18 protein-coding genes are annotated in these 19770 nt (G+C 56.1%); 16 read left to right on the top strand and 2 right to left on the bottom strand.

The genetic code is table 11. From position 1 onward, the window contains the following. Nucleotides 1–8 precede the first annotated feature (8 nt). From flgD to flgL, 9 genes are all read left to right on the top strand, one after another. Complete coding sequence (gene flgD / locus LC417_RS08385; RefSeq protein WP_033766924.1) at nucleotides 9–683, top strand: flagellar hook assembly protein FlgD; 675 nt, start codon at nucleotides 9–11, stop codon at nucleotides 681–683. A 26-nt stretch (nucleotides 684–709) separates the two neighbouring features. Then, nucleotides 710–1966, top strand: a complete 1257-nt coding sequence (gene flgE, locus LC417_RS08390; protein WP_033766926.1) for a flagellar hook protein FlgE — start codon at nucleotides 710–712, stop codon at nucleotides 1964–1966. A 20-nt stretch (nucleotides 1967–1986) separates the two neighbouring features. Then, nucleotides 1987–2742: a flagellar basal body rod protein FlgF gene (locus tag LC417_RS08395; protein WP_010669843.1), complete on the top strand. Its 756-nt coding sequence runs from the start codon at nucleotides 1987–1989 to the stop codon at nucleotides 2740–2742. A 17-nt stretch (nucleotides 2743–2759) separates the two neighbouring features. Further along, nucleotides 2760–3542 (top strand): flagellar basal-body rod protein FlgG, encoded by a 783-nt coding sequence (gene flgG / locus LC417_RS08400; RefSeq protein WP_003849881.1) that lies wholly within the window; start codon nucleotides 2760–2762, stop codon nucleotides 3540–3542. A gap of 60 nt (nucleotides 3543–3602) precedes the next feature. Then, nucleotides 3603–4313, top strand: a complete 711-nt coding sequence (locus LC417_RS08405) for a flagellar basal body L-ring protein FlgH (RefSeq protein WP_029518984.1) — start codon at nucleotides 3603–3605, stop codon at nucleotides 4311–4313. 9 nt (nucleotides 4314–4322) lie between these two features. Beyond that, a complete protein-coding gene (locus LC417_RS08410; protein ID WP_010669845.1) occupies nucleotides 4323–5432 on the top strand; it encodes a flagellar basal body P-ring protein FlgI in 1110 nt (369 codons plus the stop codon). Continuing rightward, nucleotides 5432–6394 (top strand): flagellar assembly peptidoglycan hydrolase FlgJ, encoded by a 963-nt coding sequence (flgJ, locus tag LC417_RS08415; RefSeq protein WP_111533670.1) that lies wholly within the window; start codon nucleotides 5432–5434, stop codon nucleotides 6392–6394. The genes LC417_RS08410 and flgJ overlap by 1 nt, the downstream gene beginning before the upstream one ends. A 123-nt stretch (nucleotides 6395–6517) precedes the next feature. Then, a complete protein-coding gene (flgK, locus tag LC417_RS08420; protein ID WP_010246355.1) occupies nucleotides 6518–8167 on the top strand; it encodes a flagellar hook-associated protein FlgK in 1650 nt (549 codons plus the stop codon). A gap of 14 nt (nucleotides 8168–8181) precedes the next feature. Beyond that, nucleotides 8182–9147, top strand: coding sequence for a flagellar hook-associated protein FlgL (flgL, locus tag LC417_RS08425; protein ID WP_033766930.1), 966 nt, complete (start codon nucleotides 8182–8184; stop codon nucleotides 9145–9147). A 396-nt stretch (nucleotides 9148–9543) separates the two neighbouring features. Here the strand turns inward: flgL and rne are convergent, their stop codons facing one another. Beyond that, nucleotides 9544–13002 (bottom strand): ribonuclease E, encoded by a 3459-nt coding sequence (gene rne / locus LC417_RS08430; RefSeq protein ID WP_223565700.1) that lies wholly within the window; start codon nucleotides 13000–13002, stop codon nucleotides 9544–9546. Between the two features lie 573 nt (nucleotides 13003–13575). Here rne and rluC point away from each other — a divergent pair. Further along, complete coding sequence (gene rluC, locus LC417_RS08435) at nucleotides 13576–14532, top strand: 23S rRNA pseudouridine(955/2504/2580) synthase RluC (RefSeq protein WP_010246350.1); 957 nt, start codon at nucleotides 13576–13578, stop codon at nucleotides 14530–14532. 11 nt (nucleotides 14533–14543) lie between these two features. Here rluC and LC417_RS08440 read toward each other — a convergent pair whose 3' ends face one another. Continuing rightward, the gene (locus tag LC417_RS08440) at nucleotides 14544–15131 is read right to left on the bottom strand and encodes a nucleoside triphosphate pyrophosphatase (RefSeq protein WP_052270907.1); all 588 of its coding nucleotides are present in this window, start codon (nucleotides 15129–15131) and stop codon (nucleotides 14544–14546) included. 140 nt (nucleotides 15132–15271) lie between these two features. On the opposite strand from LC417_RS08440, the gene yceD reads away from it, so the two are divergent. From yceD to fabG, 6 genes are read left to right on the top strand one after another with little or no spacing between them, the layout of a single operon-like run. Continuing rightward, a complete protein-coding gene (yceD, locus tag LC417_RS08445; RefSeq protein WP_010246346.1) occupies nucleotides 15272–15793 on the top strand; it encodes a 23S rRNA accumulation protein YceD in 522 nt (173 codons plus the stop codon). 14 nt (nucleotides 15794–15807) lie between these two features. Continuing rightward, complete coding sequence (rpmF, locus tag LC417_RS08450) at nucleotides 15808–15978, top strand: 50S ribosomal protein L32 (RefSeq protein ID WP_003849870.1); 171 nt, start codon at nucleotides 15808–15810, stop codon at nucleotides 15976–15978. A gap of 25 nt (nucleotides 15979–16003) precedes the next feature. Continuing rightward, nucleotides 16004–17044, top strand: coding sequence for a phosphate acyltransferase PlsX (gene plsX / locus LC417_RS08455; RefSeq protein ID WP_022625870.1), 1041 nt, complete (start codon nucleotides 16004–16006; stop codon nucleotides 17042–17044). Continuing rightward, nucleotides 17045–17998 (top strand): beta-ketoacyl-ACP synthase III, encoded by a 954-nt coding sequence (locus LC417_RS08460; protein ID WP_010246341.1) that lies wholly within the window; start codon nucleotides 17045–17047, stop codon nucleotides 17996–17998. Between the two features lie 16 nt (nucleotides 17999–18014). Further along, nucleotides 18015–18947, top strand: a complete 933-nt coding sequence (gene fabD / locus LC417_RS08465; protein WP_010669852.1) for an ACP S-malonyltransferase — start codon at nucleotides 18015–18017, stop codon at nucleotides 18945–18947. A gap of 10 nt (nucleotides 18948–18957) precedes the next feature. Further along, nucleotides 18958–19692, top strand: coding sequence for a 3-oxoacyl-ACP reductase FabG (gene fabG / locus LC417_RS08470; RefSeq protein ID WP_010246337.1), 735 nt, complete (start codon nucleotides 18958–18960; stop codon nucleotides 19690–19692). The last annotated feature ends 78 nt before the right edge of the window (nucleotides 19693–19770 follow it).

Below are 19770 nucleotides of genomic sequence, written 5' to 3' on the forward strand. Positions count from 1 at the left end.
GAAAAATTATGGCTATCGCGGTAGGCGTTAACGAAAGACTGGACCCCACGGTCCTTAGCTCCTCTAACACCAGTGGCACCGGCAACAATGCGCAGGATCTGCAGAATCAGTTCCTGACCATGCTGGTGACGCAGTTAAAGAACCAGGATCCCACCAATCCAATGGATAACAGCCAGCTCACCACGCAGCTGGCACAGATCAATACCCTGAGCGGCATTGAAAAACTGAATACCACGCTGGGATCGATCTCCGGCCAGATCAGCACCAGCCAGTCGCTGCAGAGCTCCACGCTGATTGGGCATGGCGTAATGGTCAATGGCGGACAGATTCTGGTAGGCAACGGCACCACAACGCCATTTGGCGTTGAGCTGGCCTCCGCCTCAACCGGCACATCGGCCACCATTAAAGATGCCAGTGGCACGGTGATCGACACCGTCGATCTGGGCGCGCTGAGCGCTGGCGTGCACACCTTCTCGTGGGACGGCAAGCTGACAGATGGCTCTGTCGCCCCGGATGGTAAATACAGCGTTGCGATTGCCGCAAGCAATGGCAACACACAACTGGTGGCACAACCGCTTAACTACGCCTACGTCAATGGGGTGAGTACTGCGAACAACACCACAAAACTGGATCTCGGCACCATGGGCTCCGCCACCCTTGACGACGTACGTCAGATTCTCTGATTAACCTGTAGACAGGAAACAAACACATGTCATTTTCCCAAGCGGTCAGCGGCCTTGGTGCTGCTTCAAGTAACCTTGATGTCATCGGTAACAACATTGCCAACTCCGCCACTGCGGGCTTTAAATCGAGCACCATCGCGTTTGCCGATATGTTTGCCGGTTCTAACGTCGGCCTCGGCACCAAAGTTGCTGCGGTAATCCAGAACTTTAACGACGGCGCTACCACCACGACCAGCCGTGGCCTGGACGTTGCGCTGAGCGGTAACGGCTTCTTCCGTATGACCGACAGCAGCGGCGGCGTCTTCTATTCACGCAATGGTCAGTTAACGCTGGATGCCAACCGTAACCTGGTCAACACCCAGGGTCTGAACGTGACCGGCTATCCGGCCAGCGGTTCACCGGCCACAATCCAGTCAGGTGCTAACCCGGTGGCGCTGCGTATTCCTACCGAGCAGATGTCAGCCCGCGCGACCACTACCGCCGGTCTGGTTGCCAACCTGAACTCAACGGACAAAACGCCATCTGTGGCCACCTTCTCGACGGCGAACGCAGACAGCTACAACAAGAAAACCACGGCAACCGTGTTCGACTCGCAGGGTAATGACCACGCGCTCGACATGTATTTCGTGAAAGACACCACCAGCAACAGCTGGACCGTGCGCACCATTGATGGCAACACCGGCAGTTCAGCGGGTGACTTCAGAATGGCGTTTGACACCAGCGGTAAGCTGACCAGCGTCTCTAAGCTGGATGCCACCGGCGCTGTCGTCAGCACGACTACCGATGGCACCGTCGGCCTGACACTGAACGTGGGCGGAGCCAATGGCGCAGTCGCCAATCAGCCGATCAACCTGAGCATGCTGGGCAGCCTGCAGCAGAACACCGGCGCCACCACCTTTGGCAGCCCGACCCAGGATGGTTATGCACCTGGCGATCTGACCAGCTACGCGATCAATGATGACGGCACCATCACCGGCAGCTACTCCAACAAGAAAACCCAGCTGCTGGGTCAGATTGTTCTGGCGAGCTTCTCTAACCCGGAAGGTCTGCAGTCACAGGGTGACAACGTCTGGTCTGCGTCAAGTGCATCCGGTCAGGCAGCAATCGGTCTGGCGAATACCGGCACCTTTGGTTCACTGACGGCTGGCGCACTGGAATCTTCCAACGTCGACATGAGTAAAGAGCTGGTGAACATGATCGTCGCGCAGCGTAACTATCAGGCGAATGCGCAGACCATCAAAACTCAGGACCAGATTCTCAACACGCTGGTTAACTTACGTTAATTCGCTAACAGGATTGCCATATGGATCACGCGATATATACCGCGATGGGCGCGGCCAGCCAGACGCTGGATCAGCAGGCGGTTACCGCCAGCAACCTCGCCAACGCCTCTACACCGGGTTTTCGTGCGCAGCTGAATGCGCTGCGCGCCGTGCCGGTGAGTGGCTGGTCGCTGCCAACCCGTACGCTGGTCGCCGCCTCGACACCGGGCGCCGACATGAGTCAGGGCGCGATGGATTACACCGAGCGTCCGCTCGATGTGGCGGTGCAGCAGGATGGCTGGCTGGCGGTGCGTACCGCTGACGGCAGCGAAGCCTATACCCGCAACGGCAATATGCAAATCAGTCCGACCGGTACGTTGACGGTTCAGGGCAATCCTGTGATGGGCGATGGCGGTCCGATTGTGATCCCGCAGGGCACTGAAATCACCATTGCAGCCGACGGCTCGATCACCGGGCTGAATGCCGGTGATTCGCCGAACGCCACGGTTCAGCTGGGCAAGCTGAAGCTGGTCAGGGCAACCGGGCAGGAGCTGCAGCGCAGTGATGACGGCATGTTCCGGCCTACTGCGTCGACGCAGGCGACCCGCGGTGCCGCGCTGCAGGCTGATGCCACCATGCAGGTGATGCCTGGCGTGCTGGAAGGCAGCAACGTCAAACCGGTAGAAACCATGGTCGATATGATCGCCAACGCCCGACGTTTTGAGATGCAGATGAAAGTCATCACCAACGTCGACGAAAATGAACAAAAAGCCAACCAGCTCCTGAGCATGGGTTAAGGCACGAGGATAACAACATGATTCGTTCTTTATGGATCGCTAAGACCGGTCTTGATGCGCAGCAGATGAACATGGACGTCATTGCCAACAACCTGGCAAACGTCAGCACCAACGGCTTTAAGCGTTCGCGTGCCGTGTTCGAAGATCTGATGTACCAGACCATGCGCCAGCCGGGCACCCAGTCATCAGAACAGACAACGCTGCCTTCTGGTTTGCAGATCGGTACCGGTGTTCGTCCGGTGACCACTGAACGTCTGCATACGCAGGGCAACCTGTCGCAGACCAGCAACTCAAAAGATATCGCCATTAACGGCCAGGGTTATTTTCAGATTCAGATGCCGGATGGCACCTCTGCTTATACCCGTGACGGCGCGTTTCAGGTTGATCAGAACGGCCAGCTGGTGACCAACTCCGGTTTCCCGGTACAGCCAGGCATTACCATTCCGGCTAACGCCACCAGCATTACGGTGTCGCGTGACGGTGTGGTCAGCGTGACGCAGCAGGGGCAGGCCCAGGCCGCGCAGGTCGGTCAGTTAACCCTGAGCACCTTTATGAATGACGCCGGTCTCGATAGCGTGGGTGAAAACCTCTACAAGGAAACGCAGGCATCGGGCGCTCCGACGGACAGCACGCCAGGCCAGAACGGCGCGGGCCTGCTCTATCAGGGCTATACCGAAACCTCGAACGTTAACGTGGCGGAAGAGCTGGTCACCATGATCCAGACGCAGCGCGCCTACGAAATCAACAGCAAGGCGATCAGTACCTCTGATCAGATGCTGGCGAAATTAACTCAGCTTTAATCCCGAACAGGGCCAGCCCGTGCTGGCCTGAATGACAGACATTAATAAGGTCGTGACGCCGTGGCGAAGCAACAGATTCTCAAGCCTGGACATTGGTTAGTCGCCTCGTTGCTGCTAACTCTCAACGGATGTGCCCTGGTCCCGCGTACCCCGCTGGTCGAAGGTGCAACTACAGCGCAACCAATGCCGTCCGCGCCACCGGTGGTCAACGGCTCTATATTCCAGGGCGTCGCGCCGCTTAACTACGGCTATCAGCCGCTGTTTGAGGATCGCCGTCCACGCAACATTGGCGATACCCTGACCATTACGCTGCAGGAAAACGTCAGCGCCAGCAAGAGCTCCTCAGCCAATGCCAGCCGCGATGGCAGCAACAGCTTTGGTGTGAGCGCGGTGCCGACCGGTCTGGCAGGCCTGGTGGGTGCAGGTGGTGAAAAAGCCAACCTCAGCGCCGAAGGCAAAAACGATTTCGCAGGTAAAGGCGGCGCATCCGCCAATAACACCTTTACCGGCACCATTACCGTCACCGTGGATCAGGTGTTGTCAAACGGCAACCTGCACGTGGTCGGTGAAAAACAGATCGCCATTAATCAGGGCACGGAGTTCATTCGCTTCTCGGGCGTGGTCAACCCACGCACCATCAGCGCCAGTAACGCCGTGTTATCTACCGCTGTCGCCGATGCACGTATTGAGTACGTCGGAAATGGTTACATCAATGAGGCGCAGACCATGGGTTGGTTCCAGCGTTTCTTCCTGAACATCTCGCCGATGTAAGAGGTTTCAATGAAAAAGTTAACGCTGTTACGCGCCGGGCTGGCGCTGCTGCTGGGCGTCAGCCTGCTGGCAAAAGCCGATTTGATTCGTGATTTAACCACGGTACAGGGCGTTCGTGATAACCAGCTGCTGGGCTACGGCCTGGTCGTGGGCCTGGATGGCACCGGTGACCAGACCACCCAGACGCCATTTACTACCCAGACAGTGAGCAACATGCTGTCGCAGCTTGGTATTACCGTTCCCACCGGAACCAACATGCAGCTGAAGAACGTGGCGGCCGTCATGGTCACCGCTAAACTGCCCTCGTTTGCCCGTCAGGGACAGAACCTGGATGTGGTGGTCTCGTCGCTGGGTAACGCCAAAAGCCTGCGCGGCGGCACGCTGTTAATGACGCCGATGAAAGGGGTCGATAACCAGGTTTATGCGCTGGCGCAGGGTAATATCCTGGTCGGTGGCGCGGGTGCGTCAGCGGGCGGCAGCAGTGTTCAGGTTAACCAGCTGAACGGTGGCCGTATCACCGGCGGTGCAACCGTTGAGCGTGAACTGCAGAGCAACTTTGGTACGCAGAACACCATTAACCTGCAGCTTAACAGCGAAGATTTCTCAATGGCGCAGCGAATTGCTGATGCCATTAACGCCCGTGGCGGTTACGGCGCAGCGCAGCCGCTGGATGCCCGTACCGTGCAGATCCGCGTATCGCCTAATAATGGTGCGCAGGTACGTCTGCTGGCTGAGATCCAGAACATTAATGTGTCGATCCCGGTTGAAGATGCCAAAGTCATCATCAACTCCCGTACCGGTTCGGTGGTAATGAACCGTGAAGTGACGCTGAATCAGTGTGCGGTGGCGCAGGGCAACCTGTCGGTGACGGTTAACCAGCAGCAGAACGTCAGTCAGCCTGATACTCCACTGGCCGGTGGTCAGACGGTGGCGACGACGCAGACTCAGATCGATCTGCGCCAGACCGGCGGTGCGCTGCAACGCGTCAACGCCAGCGCCAACCTGAACAACGTGGTGCGTGCGCTGAATGCGCTGGGTGCGTCACCTATCGAACTGATGTCAATTCTGCAGTCGATGCAGAGTGCCGGCTGTCTGCGTGCCAAACTGGAAATTATCTGATGGCTGATATGCAATCTCTGACGAGTTCGGCTTTCGACAGCCGTTCCCTGAATGAACTGAAACGCCAGGCCAGCAACGATCCGAAAGGACAAGCGTTGCAGGTGGCGCGTCAGGTCGAAGGGATGTTTGTACAGATGATGCTGAAGAGTATGCGCGAGGCGTTGCCGCAGGACGGCATTATGGGCAACGAGCAGACCAAACTCTTTACCTCTATGTATGATCAGCAGATTGCACAGGAGATGGGGAAGCGCGGCCTGGGCCTGGCGGAAACCATCGTCAAACAGATGCAGCCCGCCACCGCGCCGGATGAAAAAGCCGGTACGGTGCCGATGAAGCTGGATAACAGCTTTATTCTCAGCACCAGCGGGGCAACACCACTGCCCACGCAGCAGCTGGAGCAGATTGTGCGTAAGGCAATGCCGCGTCTGCCGCCGGTCGCTTCACCGACGGGTCTGCCCAGTGACAGCCGCGAGTTTATCGCCCAGTTGACGCAACCGGCGCAGGCTGCCAGCCAGCAGAGTGGCATTCCTCATCACCTGATTCTGGCGCAGGCTGCGCTGGAGTCGGGCTGGGGCCAGCGTCAGATCCTGACCCGCGACGGCAAACCGAGCTACAACGTGTTCGGGATTAAAGCCAGCGGCGACTGGAAAGGTGACACCACCGATATCATGACCACCGAATATGAGCAGGGCGAAGCGAAGAAAGTGCGTGCCAGCTTCCGCGTCTATAACTCCTATTTCGAGGCGCTGACCGACTACGTCAAACTCCTGACCAAAAACCCACGCTATGCGGCGGTGACGAACGCCTCAAGCGCAGAGCAGGGTGCGCAGGCCTTACAGGCGGCCGGTTATGCCACCGATCCAAAATATGCGCAAAAGCTGGTGGGAATGATTCAGCAATTCAAAAGTATGGGCGACAAAGTCGTCAAAGCTTACAGTCAGGATATGGGCGACCTGTTCTGATCATTGCGCCTCAAGTTTCACTTTAGCAAGCCGATAACATCCCTATAGCCAGAAGCGTTTTCGCCTGCTGGCGCCCACTTTGATGTCTGCCAGCCCGGTTGACGGGGAACGTAAGGAACCGAGATGTCCAGCATAATTAACTCCGCGATGAGCGGATTGAGTGCCGCGCAGGCCGCTCTGAGCACCACGAGTAACAACATTTCCAATTACACCGTGGCGGGCTATTCACGTCAGACCACGGTACTGGCGCAGGCGAACAGTACCCTGCAGGGCAATAGCTATTATGGTAACGGCGTGAATATCACCGGTGTACAACGTGAATATGATGCGTTTATTGCTACGCAGCTGCGCGGTTCCAGCGCGAACTACAGCGCGGTAAGCACCCAGCACAGCCAGATTTCTAACATTGACGATCTGCTGTCGACCTCGACTACCAGCCTGTCGACCTCGCTGCAGGGCTTCTTTACTAACCTGCAGAACGTGGTCAGCAACGCCAACGATCCGTCGGCGCGTCAATCGATGCTCAGCAATGCGCAGGGGCTGGTCAGCCAGTTCCAGACGTCAGCGCAATACCTGAACAATATGCAGAACAGCGTCAATGCCGATGTCGATTCCAGCATCAAGCAGGTCAATACCCTCACCAGCCAGATTGCCGATCTGAACAAACAGATTGGCAAACTGAGCACGGCAAACGGTGCCGCACCTAACGACCTGCTCGATAAGCGCGATCAGCTGGTGAATACCCTGAATAACGTGGTTGGTGTGACGGTATCGCAGCAGGATGGCGGCTACACGGTTGCGATGGCCAATGGCCTGACGCTGGTGAACGGCGACAAATCTCACGATCTGGTGGCGATGCCTTCCAGCAGCGATCCAACACGCACTACCATCGGCTATGTCGATAAGCAGGCGGGCAACGTCGAGATCCCGGAGAAGCTGATCACCACCGGTTCGCTGGGCGGTCTGCTGGCGTTCCGTACTCAGGATCTGGATCTGGCACAGAACCAGCTGGGTCAGTTAGCGGCGGCGTTTACCACCAGCTTCAACGATGTTCACAAGCAGGGATTTGATAGCAAAGGCAATCAGGGCGTCGATTTCTTTAATATCGGCAGCCCGATCGTGGTGGGCAACAGTAAAAACAGCACCGCCGCGTCCGTCACCGCTGAGTGGACCGATACCAGTGCACTGAAAGCATCCAATTACACCGTGAGTTATGACGGCAATAACTGGACCGCAACCCGCGCCTCAGACAGTACGGCCGTTACCATCACGCCAGGTACTGATGCCAGTGGCAACACCACGCTGAGCTTTGACGGCCTGAAACTGACCGTCGCCGGCACGCCTGCACCTGCTGCCAAAGACAGTTTCCTGGTGAAGCCGGTCCAGAACGCCATCAACGATATGTCAGTCGCGATCACCAGTGAATCGCAGGTGGCCGCCGCGGGTGCTGTCGGCGGTGAGAGTGATAACCGTAATGCGCAAAAACTGCTGAATCTGCAGGATGTGAAACTGGTCGGCGGCAACGCCACGCTGTCTCAGGCCTACGCCACCATCGTCAGTAGTGTGGGTAACAAAACCAGTTCACTGGAAACCACCAGCACCACTCAGAAAAGCGTGGTCAGTCAGCTGACCCAGCGCCAGCAATCGGTCTCTGGGGTAAACCTCGATGAGGAGTACGCCAACCTGACCAAATATCAGCAATATTACATGGCCAATGCGCAGGTGCTGCAGACTGCCAGCACCGTGTTTAATGCATTGATCAATATTCGCTAAGGGCAGGAGATAACATGCGAATCAGTACAAATATGATTTTTGAGCAGCAGGTGCGTGGCATCACTGACTCACAGGCCTCCTGGCTGAAATCAGGCCAGGAGCTCTCCAGCGGCCGCCGTGTGAATAATCCTTCGGACGATCCGATTGCCGCGTCTCGTGCTGTCGTGTTGTCACAAACCCAGCAGCAGGGCAAGCAGTATGCGCTGGCGCGTACCTTTGCCGAGCAGGGTCTCTCACTGGAAGAGAATACGCTGAAAGGCGTCACCGATGGGATCATTGCTGCCCAAGGGCTGATCGTCAACGGTTCAACCGGTACGCTGAGCGACGATGACCGTGGTTCGATTGCTACCCAGCTGGAGGGTATCCGTGCCCAGTTGCTGAACCAGGCAAACAGCCAGGATGCCAATGGCCGCTATATTTTTGCCGGTTATAAAACTGACAGTGCGCCATTTGTGGATGCGGCAGGCACCGGCGTCGGCTATGCAGGCGGCACTGAGGCGATCACTCAGAAGGTCGATACCAGCCGTACCATGACCGTGGGCCATACCGGTGACAATATCTTTATGGCGATCTCTGGCAATGCCACCAAAGAGCCGGATGGCAGTGCCAGCGAAACGAATGTGTTTAAGATGCTGGATAGCGCCATTGCTGCACTGAAAGTGCCGCAGGATGATGCTGACGCCGCAACCAAACAGACCTTCCAGGCGGCGATGGATAAAACCAACCGTGGCCTGGGTAACTCGCTGAATAATGTCTTAACCGTGCGTTCTGAGATTGGTACCCAGCTTTCAGAGATCGATACGCTGAATGCCCAGGGCGATGACCGTAGTGTGATTTACAGCTCGCAGATGAGTGACCTGGTTAACGTGGATTTAACCGAAGCAGCTTCTAACTACACCATGCAGCAGACGGCACTACAGGCGTCCTATAAGACCTTTACCGACATGTCTAAGATGTCGCTGTTCCAGATGAATTCGTAGTCTGACCTGAAATTTTGAGCGTACTTTAACCGGATGCGCTTACTTTTTCCCACCCTCCCGCTAAAGGAGGGTGGGATTTTTTTGCCTGCGATTTAGCCGGTGGCGGGAACCATAGAAATTAAACCGGGTTGATTTACAGCGACAGTCAGCTCGCATGTCAGTCTTGCTTTCACGCTTTCACGCTTTCACGCTTTCACGCTTTCACGCTTTCACGCTTTCACGCTTTCACGCTTTCACGCTTTCACGCTTTCACGCTTTCACGCACACACGCACTTTCCTGATTCCTGATAAACGAGGAGGGGAGGTTAATTATCCTCTGTCCGCTGGCGGGCAGAATCGCAGGCATAAAAAAACCCCGGCTTGCAGGCCGGGGTTTAGTTCACAACAGCTTATGCGTTACGGCTTGGTCGCCGGGGCTGTGGCATGATGTGTGGCGCTATGACCACCCGCAGAACCGCGACCGTCGAACTCATACGGTGCACGCACCCAGTCACTGTGCGGTGCCGGTTCTGACTGCCAGACTGGCGCAGGCGCTTTAGTCATCGGCGCAGAGGCAAAATGCTTCCAGCGCGTACCGTCATTCGGCACTGAGGCAGTTGCAGGCTCGGATGCCGTTGCAGGCACTGATGCAACAGGTTCGGCCGCAGTCACCGGTGCTGCAGGGGCGACATCGCGTGCGGCCACCGGAGCATGAGGTTCACGAACTGGCGCTGTTTCAGCTTCAGCAGCGACTGGCGCATTCAGAACTTCTTCAACTTCTGCTGCGATCGCTTCGCTGACGTCGGTAGCCGATTGCTCAGCAACCTCCACAGGCTGTGCTTCTTCTGCAACCGCTGCAGGCTGTGCAGTCTCAACCGCAGGTGTCACAACCGGCGCTTCGGTGACAGGCTCAGCAGGCACGGCTTCGGCTGCTACCGCTTCCGCTTTTGCTTCATCTGCCGCCGGAACAACGGAAGGCTGCTCGTCAACCGGCGCGTCGATAGCACGGGTATCGTCAGTGTTCACGACCGGCACTGGCGTTTCTGCCTGCGGCTCGGCCTGTTGCACTGGTGCTTCCTGAGCAACAGATTCAACAGCGGCAGCAATGGGCAGTGCACTGGCGGCGTCTGCTGTCTCTTCGCGGTTGTACGCTGGCGTCTCGTGAGTCACATTCTGAACCTGCTCTTCGCTGGCCTGGCTCACCGGGTAACGGATCCAGACTTTACCGGATGCCATCTCTGGTGATGCAGCTGCAGCGGCCAGCGGCATTGCTGACTGAGTCGGATAACGCTCATCACGGTAACGACGACGACGCTGTCCGCTGACGCGCAGATGACGAGGCGAACGACGTGAACGACGCGGCATATTGGCGTTATCACGATTGTCGTTGTCATCCTGCTCTTCACCCTGCGCTGCCTGGAACTCAGGCTGCGGCTGAGCCACGTCTGTCTGCTGAGGCTGACGCACTTCAGCTGGCTGGGCAAAGTCGCTGGCTTCGGCTGGCATAGGTGGACGGTTATCATCAACACGCACCTTCTGGTTCAGCTGACGCGGCTTGCGACGCGGCATAACCTGTACGCGCTCATCATCCTGCGGCTCGGTCACGTCCGGAACGTCGGCTACCACTACCGGCTGCTCAGCCACTTTGGCGGCTTCTTCACCGGCGCGTTTCTCTTCCTGACGACGACGCTGACGCTCAGCACGCTGTTCACGGCGCTGTTGCTGCTGCTCATCACGCTGCTGGCGCGCTTCTTCGCTCAGTGCCGGACGCTCTTCACGCACTTCACCAGCCTGGGACTGACGCTTGTTACGGCGATTATCATTACCCTCGCGCGGCTCGCGATTTTCACGTGGCTCGCGACTTTCGCGCGGTTCACGACTTTCACGAGGTTCGCGGTTTTCACGAGGCTCACGGTTTTCGCGTGGTTCACGGCCTTCACGCGACTGCGCGTTATCTCCGTTGCGCGGCGTACGCTCACGACGATTATTGTTACGACGGTTGTTATTGTTGTTGCGGCGCTCGCCACGGCCGTTGCCGTTTTCCTGCTCGCTTTCAGGCGCTTTCTGCGGTTCTGCAACCTCAGTGGCCACGGGTGCGGCGGCAGGGGCTTCTTCGCCTGCGAACATTTTTTTCAGGCCACCAAGCAGACGGCCAAAGAAGCCGGTGCTGACGGTAGCAGGCGCAGCCACAGCAGGTGCTGCTTTTGCGGCTGGCTGGGCTTCAGCGCGCTGCGCTTCTGGCTCAACTTCTACCGGTGCCGGAGGCGCATCAGGCATCACAAACGCGGCCAGAGCAGGCTGCTCAGGACGACGACGTTCAGCATGTTCCTCTTCCGACGGCATCGCCATTTCGGCTTCATGCAGCTTCGGCAGATGATAGCTCAGTGTCTGCGTCTCTTCGCCTTTGCGCACGCGCAGCACGGAGTAGTGTGGGGTTTGCATCTTGTCATCAGGAACGATGATAGCCCGCACGCCACCCTGGCGTGTTTCAATAGCGTTAACCGCTTCACGTTTTTCATTCAGCAGGTAAGAGGCCACCTGAACCGGAACAATGGCGTGAACTTCTTTGGTGTTGTCTTTCAGCGCTTCTTCTTCAATCAGACGCAGGATCGACAGCGCCAGTGACTCGTTATCACGGATGGTGCCGGTGCCGCTACAGCGTGGGCAGACGTGATGACTGGATTCACCTAATGACGGGCTCAGACGCTGACGGGACATCTCCAGCAGGCCGAAACGTGAAATGTGGCTGATCTGAATGCGGGCGCGGTCCTGACGGACAGCTTCACGCAGACGATTCTCAACCGCGCGCTGATGGCGTACCGGCGTCATATCAATGTAATCGATAACGATCAGGCCGCCCAGGTCACGCAGACGCAGCTGACGAGCAATCTCATCGGCCGCTTCAAGGTTGGTGTTGAACGCCGTCTCTTCGATATCACCGCCGCGCGTTGCACGTGCTGAGTTGATATCGATAGCGGTCAGCGCTTCGGTACTGTCGATCACAATCGAGCCACCGGAAGGCAGGCGGACTTCACGCTGGAAAGCGGATTCGATTTGCGATTCGATCTGATAGTGGCTGAACAGCGGGATTTCACCGGTGTAGAGCTTAATTTTGCTGCTGAAGTCCGGACGGCCCAGCGCAGCGATATGCTGACGCGCCAGTTCCAGTACTTTCGGGTTATCGATAAGGATTTCACCGATGTCCTGACGCAGATAGTCGCGGAAGGCACGCACAATCACGTTACTTTCCTGATGGATCAGGAACGGAGCAGGGCGGTTTTCAGCGGCTTTCTTGATCGCTTCCCAGTGTTTAAGACGGAAGCTTAAATCCCACTGTAGCGATTCGGCTGATTTACCGACGCCCGCAGTACGGACAATCAGGCCCATGCCTTCCGGCAGTTCCAGCGCCGACAGGGCTTCTTTCAGCTCGGTACGATCGTCACCTTCGATGCGGCGAGAGATACCGCCTGCACGTGGGTTATTCGGCATCAGTACCAGATAGCTGCCCGCCAGAGAGATAAAGGTGGTCAGCGCAGCGCCTTTATTGCCGCGTTCTTCTTTATCGATCTGAACAATGACTTCCTGACCTTCACGCAGCACGTCTTTAATATTCGGACGACCATGCGCGTTGTAGCTGGAGGGGAAGTATTCGCGGGAGATTTCTTTTAACGGGAGGAAACCGTGACGCTCTGCGCCGTAATCGACAAACGCAGCTTCAAGGCTGGGTTCAATGCGAGTGATTTTACCTTTGTAAATGTTGGCTTTTTTCTGCTCGTGTCCAGGACTTTCAATATCCAGATCGTACAGACGCTGACCGTCAACCAGGGCAACGCGCAACTCCTCCTGCTGAGTTGCGTTTATTAACATTCTTTTCATCGTGACTTACTCGTTATTCTTTCATGAGTGATTACAGCTGCGGGCATAGTTACCCTGGACGAGTATCAACCGATGGCCCCGTGACTTAGTGCAATGTCGTCAACCTCACGGCTGTCGACCGCGCGAGGGGCGCAAATAACGTCGGTGGCCTGTTTTTCATAAGGGAAAACAGCACCAGATAGTGGAAATGCCTGAGAGAATAAAGAAAACCCGTGCATCCCATACTGTTGTCCAGGCCGCAACCCGCAGCCCGCTAAGTGCCTGATTTCGCATTACGTCTTACGCCATTGCTGCGTGTCTGCTCAATCCGGCAAAATGACAATTTCGCTCTTTTTCTGCCCTGAAATGGTTCAGGTAAGAAACTCAAGCATTATTCCATTGCTAACCTTCATATAGCAAGGCGACTTTAGCCAGCTTGTGAAGTTTCTTTACATTTAAATCGCTAATGTGTCGGACAAAACAGCGCTTTGCTGAAAAAGCCAGCAGAGAGGCGACCTGCCGTCACATCAACTCCAGAGTTAAGCACAGAAAAAGGGGTGGCGCTATCAGGGGACACTATTTAGAATCGCCGCCATGAAAACAGAGAATCCCGGCGTACATTTTGTCGCCATCACGGCTGAAAATGCCGGACAGCGCATTGATAACTTTTTGCGCACCCAGCTCAAGGGTGTGCCCAAAAGCATGATTTATCGCATCGTTCGCAAAGGCGAGGTGCGGGTGAATAAAAAGCGCGTCAAGCCAGAATATAAGCTGGAGGAGGGCGATGAGGTGCGCATTCCGCCGGTTCGGGTAGCGGAACGCGATGAAGATGCCGTTTCCCCCAAACTGGCGAAAGTGGCGTCACTGGCCGATGCCATCCTGTTTGAGGATGAGTCGCTGCTGGTGATGAATAAGCCTTCCGGCACAGCCGTGCATGGCGGTAGCGGACTCAGCTTCGGGGTGATTGAAGGGTTACGTGCCCTGCGACCGGAAGCGCGCTTTCTGGAGCTGGTGCATCGCCTGGATCGTGACACCTCCGGCATTCTGCTGGTCGCTAAAAAGCGTTCGGCGCTGCGTTCTCTTCATGAGCAACTGCGTGAAAAGGGGATGCAGAAAGATTATCTGGCCCTGGTGCGCGGCAACTGGCCGTCACACCTGAAGGTGGTTCAGGCGCCGCTGCTGAAAAACATCCTGCAAAGCGGTGAGCGCGTGGTGCGCGTCAGCAGCGAAGGCAAAGCCTCAGAAACCCGCTTTAAAGTAGAAGAGCGGTTTGAGTTTGCCACGCTGGTGAAAGCGAGCCCGGTCACCGGTCGTACCCATCAGATTCGCGTCCATACGCTGCATGCCGGGCATCCCATTGCCTTCGACGATCGCTACGGAGAACGTGAGTTTGACAGTCAGCTGGCGGCAACCGGTTTAAAACGCCTTTTCCTGCATGCTGCGGCGCTGACCTTTACGCATCCCGGCACCGGCGAAGTGATGCGGGTCGAAGCGCCACTGGATGATGGCCTGAAGCAATGCCTGCTTAAGCTGCGTCAACTGAAAGCGTAATCTCTCCGGCATCAGTTCGTTAAAGGATTGATGCCGGCCTGCTGCAACATCTCATTGAGCGCGATCAACGGCAGCCCGACCAGCGTATTGGGATCGCGTCCCTCCAGCCGATCAAACAGACAAATCCCCAGACCTTCACTTTTAAAACTGCCCGCACACTGAAGCGGCTGCTCCTTTTCCACATAGCCGCTGATTTCAGCGTCAGTTAACGTGCGGAAATGAACCACAAAGGGCTCACAGCAGTGCAGCAGCGTGCCACTGGCCGGATGAAATAGCGCCAGACCGGTATAAAAGGTAATGGCTTTTCCGCTGGCGGCACGCAGTTGCGCCCGCGCATTCTCAGCCGTGTGAGGCTTACCGGCGATTGCGCCATCCAGCACGCAAACCTGGTCGGAGCCGATTATCCAGTGGCTGGGATACGTTTTTGCCAGCGCCTGCGCTTTAGCCACGGCAAGACGGGTCACCAGCACTTCAGCGGTTTCATCGGGCTGAGGTGACTCATCAACCTCAGGCGCGGCGGTAATAAAAGGCAGGCCCAGTTTATGCAGTAATGCCTGCCGAAAGGGCGAGGTTGAAGCTAAAAGAATCGATGGCGTCATTTTTTTTCAATAGTGATAGCGAATTGGTGACAGTCATTTTAAACTGTGCGCCGCACTGGATGCGAATAGTGGTTGAAAGATGCTGTTTAACGGCCTTTTTCTTTGACTCTATGACATTACAAAGTTAATATGCGCGCCCTATGCAAAAGGTAAAATTACCCCTAACGCTGGACCCTGTCCGCACTGCTCAGAAGCGCCTTGATTATCAGGGTGTCTACACATCTGTACAGGTGGAGCGTGTGGCCGAGTCGGTCGTTAGTGTGGACAGTGATGTGGATTGTGCCATGTCGTTTGCGGTTGATAACCAACGTCTGGCAGTACTGACGGGTACTGCTGAAGTACAAGTGACGTTGCGTTGCCAGCGCTGCAACCAGACCTTTCCTCATCACGTAAAAGTGAGTTACTGCTTCAGCCCTGTCTCTTCTGAAGAGCAGGCCGAGGCATTGCCGGAAGCGTACGAGCCGGTCGATGTCAACGAGTTTGGTGAGATCGATCTGCTGGCGGTTGTCGAGGATGAAATTATTCTCGCGCTGCCGGTCGTTCCGGTGCACGATTCTGAACACTGTGAAGTGTCCGAGGCGGACATGGTCTTTGGTAAACTGCCTGCAGAGGTGGAGAAACCAAATCCATTTGCCGTATTAGCCAGTTTAAAGCGTAAGTAATAGGAGTAAGGTCCATGGCCGTACAACAGAATAAACCCACCCGTTCTAAGCGTGGTATGCGTCGTTCGCACGATGCGCTGACCACTGCTGCTCTGTCAGTAGATAAAGTTTCTGGCGAAACTCATCTGCGTCACCACATCACTGCGGACGGTTACTACCGCGGTCGCAAGGTTATCGTTAAGTAAGTTTCTTGCTTAGCAAGGCGATACCTTGACACGTTTGACCCTGGCGATTGATGCCATGGGCGGGGACTTCGGTCCCTGCGTGACAGTGCCTGCAGCATTGCAGGCACTGGCCTCTCATTCGGAACTATTCCTTCTTCTGGTCGGACATCCCGACACTCTCATGCCATTGCTTGCCAAAGCGGATTCCTCCCTGATGGGGCGTTTGCAGGTCATCCCTGCCGAATCGGTTATTGCAAGTGATGCGCGGCCCGCTCAGGCCATCCGCAACAGTCGCGGCAGCTCAATGCGTGTGGCACTGGAGATGGTTAAAGAGGGACGTGCGCAGGCCTGCATCAGCGCCGGGAATACCGGTGCGCTGATGGGGCTGTCGACACTCTTATTAAAACCGCTGGATGGCATTAAACGTCCGGCGCTGATGTCCGTTTTACCGCACCAGCAACAGGGTAAAACCGTGGTGCTGGATCTGGGCGCAAATGTGGGCTCAGACAGTGCGATGCTGGTGCAGTTTGCCGTAATGGGGTCGGTAATGGCTGAGCATGTGCTTGGTATTGCACGGCCCCGTGTCGCGTTGCTCAATATTGGTCATGAAGAGACCAAAGGGCTGGAAACGATCCGCGACGCCGCGGCAGTGCTGCGAGAATCACCGCAAATCAACTATATTGGTTACCTTGAAGGTAACGAACTGCTCACCGGTAAAACGGATGTGATGGTCTGTGACGGTTTTGTCGGAAACGTCACGCTGAAGACTATGGAAGGCGTGGTAAGAATGTTTCTTTCTCTGCTGAAGTCATCAGGGGAAGGTAAAAAACGGTCATGGTGGCTTCAGTTGCTGGGACGCTGGATTCAGAAACGTCTGACGAAGCGCTTCGGGCATCTCCACCCTGACCAGTACAATGGCGCTTGTCTGTTAGGATTGCGCGGAACAGTGATCAAGAGTCACGGTGCGGCAAATCAACACGCCTTCGCTGTGGCCATAGAACAGGCAGAGCAGGCGGTGAGGCAGCAAATTCCCGAGCGAATTGCTGCGCGCCTTGATGCTGTATTAGCCAGGAGTGACAAAGCCTAGATGTATACCAAAATTATCGGTACGGGCAGTTATCTGCCAAGCCAGATCCGCACCAATGCCGATCTGGAAAAAATGGTGGAGACGTCGGACGAGTGGATTGTTACCCGTACCGGCATCCGCGAGCGTCGTATTGCTGCGCCTGACGAAACCGTCGCCACCATGGGATTCAGCGCGGCGCAACGCGCCCTTGAAATGGCAGGCATTGAAGCGAACGATGTTGGGCTGATTATTGTCGCCACAACCTCTTCCAGTCATGCCTTCCCCAGCTCTGCCTGCATGATCCAGCAAATGCTGGAAATCAAAGACTGCGCGGCGTTTGACCTCGCTGCCGCCTGTGCAGGTTTCACCTATGCACTGAGCGTGGCCGATCAATACATCAAAAATGGCGCGGTGAAACATGCGCTGGTGATTGGTGCTGATGTCCTGGCACGCGCGCTTGATCCGGAAGATCGCGGCACGATCATCCTGTTTGGCGATGGTGCAGGCGCGGTCGTGCTGGGTCAGAGCGAAGAGCAGGGGATCATCTCTACCCATCTTCATGCTGATGGTCGCTATTCACAGCTGCTGACGCTGCCTTATCAGGATCGTGCGCATCAGGATCAGCCCGCTTATGTCACCATGTCAGGCAACGAAGTCTTCAAGGTTGCCGTCACCGAGCTGGCTCACATCGTTGATGAAACGCTGCAGGCCAATAATCTCGATCGTGAAATGCTGGACTGGCTGGTGCCGCATCAGGCGAACCTGCGCATTATCAGCGCCACCGCGAAAAAACTCGGCATGACCATGGATAAAGTGGTCGTCACACTGGATCGTCATGGCAATACCTCTGCCGCATCGGTGCCAAGCGCACTGGATGAAGCGGTCCGTGATGGCCGCATCAAACCCGGACACCTTATTCTGCTGGAAGCCTTTGGTGGTGGATTCACCTGGGGTTCTGCGCTGGTTCGCTTTTGATTGACAGGAACGAAAAATGACGCAATTTGCATTTGTTTTCCCCGGTCAGGGTTCACAGACCGTGGGCATGCTGACTGAATTAGCGGCAACGTATCCGCTGGTAGAAGAGACCTTCCGTGAAGCCTCTGACGCGCTGGGATATGATCTGTGGCAATTAGTAAGTCAGGGTCCGGCTGAAGAGCTGAACAAAACCTGGCAGACTCAGCCTGCACTGTTAGCCGCCTCCGTGGCAATCTACCGTGTCTGGCAGCAGCAGGGCGGTGAACAGCCAGCCCTGATGGCCGGTCACAGCCTGGGTGAATATTCAGCGCTGGTTTGCGCGGGTGTGCTTAACTTTGCGGATGCAGTGAAGCTGGTTGAACTGCGCGGCAAACTGATGCAGGAAGCGGTGCCTGAAGGCACTGGCGCGATGCAGGCGATTATTGGCCTGGATGACGCGGCTATCCGCAAAGCCTGTGAAGAGAGCGCGCAGGGTCAGGTTGTCTCACCGGTTAACTTTAACTCGCCGGGCCAGGTGGTTATTGCGGGTAACAAAGAAGCCGTTGAACGTGCGGGTGCCGCCTGTAAAGCAGCGGGCGCTAAGCGTGCCTTGCCACTGCCGGTCAGCGTTCCTTCTCACTGCGCACTGATGAAGCCTGCGGCCGATAAACTGGCGGTGGCGCTGGAGAGCATCACCTTTAACGCGCCTGCGGTACCGGTGATCAACAACGTCGATGTGAAAGCTGAAACCGATGCTGCGGCCATCCGCCATGCGCTGGTCCGTCAGCTCTACAGCCCGGTTCGCTGGACCGAGAGCGTGGAAGCGATGGCAGCACAGGGCGTGACGCAGCTCCTTGAGATGGGGCCAGGTAAAGTCCTGACCGGACTGACGAAACGTATTGTCGATAGCCTGACAGCGGCTGCCGTTAACGATACTGCATCCCTGACGGCTGCACTCGGTAAGGAATAAGAGGAAAATCATGAGCTTTGAAGGTAAAGTTGCGCTGGTTACCGGCGCGAGTCGCGGCATTGGTCGTGCGATTGCAGAAACACTGGCGGCACGCGGTGCTAAAGTGGTAGGAACTGCAACCAGCCAGAGTGGCGCCGACGCCATCAGTGCTTACCTTGGCGACAAGGGCAAAGGCCTGTTACTGAATGTGACTGACGCTGACTCAATCAGCACTGTTTTAGAGAATATTCGTGCTGAATTTGGCGAAGTGGATATTTTAGTCAATAATGCAGGCATTACGCGTGATAATCTTCTCATGCGCATGAAGGACGATGAGTGGGAGGATATCCTGGATACCAACCTCACATCGGTATTCCGCCTTTCCAAGGCGGTCCTGCGTGCCATGATGAAAAAGCGCGTGGGCCGTATCATCACCATTGGTTCCGTTGTTGGAACCATGGGTAATGCGGGCCAGGCAAACTATGCGGCAGCAAAAGCGGGTTTGATTGGCTTTAGCAAATCACTGGCGCGCGAAATCGCGTCACGTGGCATTACCGTCAACGTCGTGGCTCCAGGCTTTATTGAGACTGACATGACGCGGGCACTGAACGAAGATCAACGTTCCGGTATTTTGGCGGAAGTTCCTGCGGGTCGCTTAGGCGATGCTCAGGAAATCGCCAATGCTGTGGCATTTTTAGCCTCTGACGAAGCAGCCTACATCACAGGTGAAACGCTGCACGTCAACGGCGGAATGTACATGGTCTGATAAATCACGAAATGATTTGCTTTATTTGCGGTTAGAACCGCAAAATAACGCAAAATCGTGGTTCGACCAGCCGGGATT

The organism is Pantoea sp. OVA07A (assembly GCF_019969975.1).
GTDB lineage: Bacteria > Pseudomonadota > Gammaproteobacteria > Enterobacterales > Enterobacteriaceae > Pantoea > Pantoea agglomerans.

What these genes read in the sequence shown, in the direction of transcription:
- flgL (WP_033766930.1), top strand. Translation starts at nt 8,182, where the DNA reads ATGCGAATCAGTACAAATATGATTTTTGAGCAGCAGGTGCGTGGCATC.
- fabD (WP_010669852.1), top strand. Translation starts at nt 18,015, where the DNA reads ATGACGCAATTTGCATTTGTTTTCCCCGGTCAGGGTTCACAGACCGTG.
- LC417_RS08440 (WP_052270907.1), bottom strand. Translation starts at nt 15,131, where the DNA reads ATGACGCCATCGATTCTTTTAGCTTCAACCTCGCCCTTTCGGCAGGCA.
- rne (WP_223565700.1), bottom strand. Translation starts at nt 13,002, where the DNA reads ATGAAAAGAATGTTAATAAACGCAACTCAGCAGGAGGAGTTGCGCGTT.
- flgD (WP_033766924.1), top strand. Translation starts at nt 9, where the DNA reads ATGGCTATCGCGGTAGGCGTTAACGAAAGACTGGACCCCACGGTCCTT.
- LC417_RS08410 (WP_010669845.1), top strand. Translation starts at nt 4,323, where the DNA reads ATGAAAAAGTTAACGCTGTTACGCGCCGGGCTGGCGCTGCTGCTGGGC.
- yceD (WP_010246346.1), top strand. Translation starts at nt 15,272, where the DNA reads ATGCAAAAGGTAAAATTACCCCTAACGCTGGACCCTGTCCGCACTGCT.
- fabG (WP_010246337.1), top strand. Translation starts at nt 18,958, where the DNA reads ATGAGCTTTGAAGGTAAAGTTGCGCTGGTTACCGGCGCGAGTCGCGGC.
- rluC (WP_010246350.1), top strand. Translation starts at nt 13,576, where the DNA reads ATGAAAACAGAGAATCCCGGCGTACATTTTGTCGCCATCACGGCTGAA.
- rpmF (WP_003849870.1), top strand. Translation starts at nt 15,808, where the DNA reads ATGGCCGTACAACAGAATAAACCCACCCGTTCTAAGCGTGGTATGCGT.
- flgJ (WP_111533670.1), top strand. Translation starts at nt 5,432, where the DNA reads ATGGCTGATATGCAATCTCTGACGAGTTCGGCTTTCGACAGCCGTTCC.
- LC417_RS08460 (WP_010246341.1), top strand. Translation starts at nt 17,045, where the DNA reads ATGTATACCAAAATTATCGGTACGGGCAGTTATCTGCCAAGCCAGATC.
- flgE (WP_033766926.1), top strand. Translation starts at nt 710, where the DNA reads ATGTCATTTTCCCAAGCGGTCAGCGGCCTTGGTGCTGCTTCAAGTAAC.
- LC417_RS08395 (WP_010669843.1), top strand. Translation starts at nt 1,987, where the DNA reads ATGGATCACGCGATATATACCGCGATGGGCGCGGCCAGCCAGACGCTG.
- flgG (WP_003849881.1), top strand. Translation starts at nt 2,760, where the DNA reads ATGATTCGTTCTTTATGGATCGCTAAGACCGGTCTTGATGCGCAGCAG.
- flgK (WP_010246355.1), top strand. Translation starts at nt 6,518, where the DNA reads ATGTCCAGCATAATTAACTCCGCGATGAGCGGATTGAGTGCCGCGCAG.